This is a genomic window from Halorubrum yunnanense, assembly GCF_026586675.1.
GTDB classification, from domain to species: domain Archaea; phylum Halobacteriota; class Halobacteria; order Halobacteriales; family Haloferacaceae; genus Halorubrum; species Halorubrum yunnanense.
This window is the reverse complement of the sequence record NZ_JAODIX010000012.1, coordinates 1-3,837: the sequence shown is the minus strand read 5'-3', so window position 1 is coordinate 3,837 and position 3,837 is coordinate 1. Positions and strand designations below refer to the sequence as shown.

General features: G+C 55.1%; 2 protein-coding genes and 1 pseudogene. 2 read left to right on the top strand and 1 reads right to left on the bottom strand.

All coding sequences use genetic code 11. The annotated features are described in order from the left end of the window. On the top strand, positions 1-292 hold a 292-nt coding region (locus N5096_RS03000), incomplete at its 5' end, for a transposase (RefSeq protein WP_267662852.1). Positions 293-490: 198 nt separating this feature from the next. On the opposite strand, the gene N5096_RS02995 is transcribed toward N5096_RS03000, so the two are convergent. After that, positions 491-2,389 (bottom strand): methyl-accepting chemotaxis protein, encoded by a 1,899-nt coding sequence (locus N5096_RS02995; RefSeq protein ID WP_267662851.1) that lies wholly within the window; start codon positions 2,387-2,389, stop codon positions 491-493. Positions 2,390-3,133: 744 nt separating this feature from the next. Here N5096_RS02995 and N5096_RS02990 point away from each other — a divergent pair. Further along, positions 3,134-3,778 (top strand): annotated as a pseudogene (locus N5096_RS02990) (RNA-guided endonuclease InsQ/TnpB family protein); the annotation flags it as partial. Positions 3,779-3,837: the final 59 nt, after the last annotated feature.

Here is a 3,837-nt window from a genome sequence, read left to right as displayed (position 1 = left end):
GGAGCCTCTCACGGTCTATACGGACGGATTTTGCGCGTACGATCCGCTTGATGAAGATGAGCAATTTGACCGCGAATACGTCGTTCACGGAGACGGTGAGTACGCCGACGAGACGGTCCATGTGAACACCTGCGAGAGCCACGCGTCGCTGGCGCGACGGTGGCTCTCGCCGCATCGAGGCATCTCAAAAGATCGCCTCACACAGTATCTCCGAGCGTTCCAACTCAGACGAGAACTCTACCGCAAACCCGGACGAAAAGCGCTCAAACACGCCGTCAAAGCAACTCTCTGAAATCAACAATGTGCTACACAAGAGCGAGTGTAATATACAGCACGGATGAAGGGCAGGCCTAAGATACATACGGGAATCAATAGACTACGGCGAGTACATGAACTGTCGTCTCCACCAATAAAGGCTCGCGAAACTCCACGCCCTCGACTCACGCACATGAGTGCCGGGAATGCCCGCGGACAATTCAGTGGCTGAATGTCACTCTGTGCTGCCGCCGTCACCCACTGGCTTGACCGAACTACCGGCTTGAGGGCCAACATGTTCACCCGTTACACCAGTATCGCGGTTAGGATCCGCATCAATGGTGAATCCACTGAGGCGGTCTTGGAGCCCTCCCGCTCGCTCCTTAAGATTGTCTGCGTTCTGAGATACCTCCGCAAGCGACGAGGTTTGTTCCTCGGCCGCTGCTGAGACATTATCAGACTCGCTGTTCACCTCATTTGCCGCGTTGGCAACATCCTCGACGATGGTTACGACTTCCTCTGTAGAGGCAGCTTGACTGTCTGTGGCGTCACTGATCTCCTGAATACCGTCATTGACCTCTTCGACAGTGGTCGTGATCTCGTCGAGAGCAGCGAGGGCCGACTCGACCGTATCAGCGCCCGAACGAACCTGTTCCTGCATTGATTCCATATCCTCAACAGTCTCGTCGGAGTTGGACTGGACGCGCTCGATCCGCTCTGTAACTTCATCCGCCGCCTCCGCGGTTTCCTCGGCAAGCCCTTTGACTTCGTCCGCCACCACGGCGAACCCGGACCCGGCCTCACCTGCACGGGCCGCTTCTATCGAGGCATTCAGCGCGAGCAAGTTCGTCTGCTCGGCAATGTCCTCGATCAACTCCACGACCTCTCCGATCTCATCGAGCTCGCTCGCCAGCGTGTTGACTTGATTGACCGTCTGCTCAGACTGTGACTCAATATTTGCCATTTTATCAATCGCCTCTGACGCGGCCGCTTGGCCGCCATTGCTGAGTTCAACCGCACTCTGAGAGGCCGTGGCGACTTCGTCTGCTGAGGAGGCGACTTCTTCCACCGTCCCAGAGAGATTCTGCATCTCGTTCGACGCCTCTCGACTCTGCTCGTATTGTGTATCGGCGTCTGCCGCGATCGCTTGAATAGAGTCTGCAACTTGCTCGCTCGCACGCTGTGTCTCGGCCGTCGATGCGCTCACGTCTTCACTCGCAGAGGCGACCTCATCAGCGAAAGTTTGAATCTGCGCGAATGTCATTTCAAGATCTTCTACCATATCGTTGAACGTGGTGGCGATCTCCGCCATCGCCTCGTTGCTCACGTCGGTATTGAGTCGCCGGGTGAAATCACCGGCCGCACACTCAACCATGACCGACTGGTAATCGGCAGCGGCCTGTTCAAGCTCCGCGTTAAGTTCTTGCATCTCCTCGCGCTGTTCAGCCGCCTCTATTTCCTTCTCTTTCGCACGATCCCTCGCTTCCTTCGCTTCTTCCAGCTTCTCTTGGACCTTCTTACGGGCCTTTTGTCGTTGAATTGCGAGAGACTGCCAAAGGAACGTGATTGTCCCCGCGAGCATCAACACCCCAACAGCGTGTATCCCGCCCCAGACGACCGGTTTAGCCATCGCAGCGGGGTGGTTGTAGACTGTGAACCACTCTATGAGCCCGAAGACGCTGTGTTGGATGGCGACATACCCGATTGTGATCGCGAACGGTATCCAATCTTCGTAAAGTGCGACAACTCCGACTCCCACAAAGTAGAGGAAATGTGCCTCGATAAATCCTCCAGTAAAGTATGCCAACACCGATGCCTGTGCCATAAACGCGATCGAGCCTGTGGCCGCTCTGATTCGGCGGGGGAGTACCGGGATAGCGGCTAGTGCAACCAATCCCAATACAATACCAGTGCCAGCAACCGAGTGTAGCAGTGGGATGACCGGCAGTTCGGCACCAGTGATCGACTCCGTTCCCACCATCCGACTGACTCCGAAGACAAACGGAAGCAACGTGAGCGTGAAAGCCAACACACCGATATGCCGCCGCCTGAACATCTCGTTAGGAATCTCTGTACCGTTCGGCGTGTTCTCTACGTACCGCCGAAGTGGCGATTTTGCGTCTCCCAACTCCATACACCACTGCTGTGCGATCCTATACTTAGTCCCTCTCGTCGAATTCTCGCTTTTGAGAACATTCTGCTTCGTTGAACCCTATGACCGCGTCGGAATCACTGTTTGAGCGATTGTTTGAGCTTGTGAACCGCCTCGGAGTCAAGCCCCGAGGCACTCGTGTTGAACCGCTTGTAGACTGTGACGGTCAACAGAAGTTCGCGAAACTTGCGGTGCCTATCCGTCTTTGGTTAAGACTCAGATCTCGGTTGACCTCGATAGATCCTCTTGTACGCAGTTTTCCAGACTTGAGATCCTCCCCGCGCTAAATGGCGAGGATTCCACGAAGTGGAGTTTGAGATTCCGTGTTTCCTCGGGGTTGAAGAACGCTTTCGCGTGACCTTTCGACGGTAGCTGTCCAATTGTCACCGAAGACGTACGTTGCAACGGGTACGGCCCTATCAACAGGGCCTTCGTATCCAGACGCGCTGGACGCTTCAGCGGGAATACCGATTCCCTCCACGGTCGGGTATTCAGCCGACTGAGTACCGCCATTCGCGTCTCTATGACGAGGACGTGGCGGACTGGTTCTGGTTTTATTACCCACCACAGTCGCTGGTCGAAGACCATTCCATCAATTATTTACCAGAAATGAGGCGAGAATGCCCTTCCTCAAGGAGCGACCAACGGGAGCGAGTAGGGAGGGGATGAATCGCCGTACACCAGTACAAATCATTAACTCAACATATCGATAATCGATAGACGGCGATGGAGTACAGTCACCGCTACCATGCCTACCCGACACAAGAGGTAGCGGGTGAACTAGACTACCATATCGACATTCATCGCCAAGCGTACAACTACACCCTGTACGAGTACGACAACGTGGACGCTGACAACATCGGCTCTGCGTACAAGCACCACTCCCGACTCCCCGACTGGAAAGACGAGTTCCCCGTTTTCTCGGGAGTCAACTCGAAGGCTCTGCAACGAACCGTCACTCGGTTCTACCACAACCTCGACGGACTCTCCGAGCAGAAGCAAAACGGACGCAAGGTCGGGAAGCTCACGTGGAAGTCTCCGAGAGAGTTCCAGAGTATAACGTATTCGCAGTCTGGCTTCGAACTCAAAAACACGAGTGGCCGACGCGCGACGCTCTGGCTCTCCAAAATCGGAGATATCAAACTCCGCTACCACCGCGAGATCCCCGACGAAGCAGCCATCAAAGAAGTCACCATCAAAAAAGAGACGACCGGCGAGTGGTTCGTCTCGTTCGGCCTCGAGACTGACGAGGCTGACCTGCCCGAGAAACCCGACGTGGACTCACTCAATACATATAATAGCGTCGGCGTTGACCTCGGCATCCTCAACTACATCCACACTTCGGACGGTACGACTGTAGACTCAGTCGATCACATCGGGTTTGAGTGAAAGTGTCTGCTTGGGAAGGGTGTGGAAGCTACCGAAGCAGA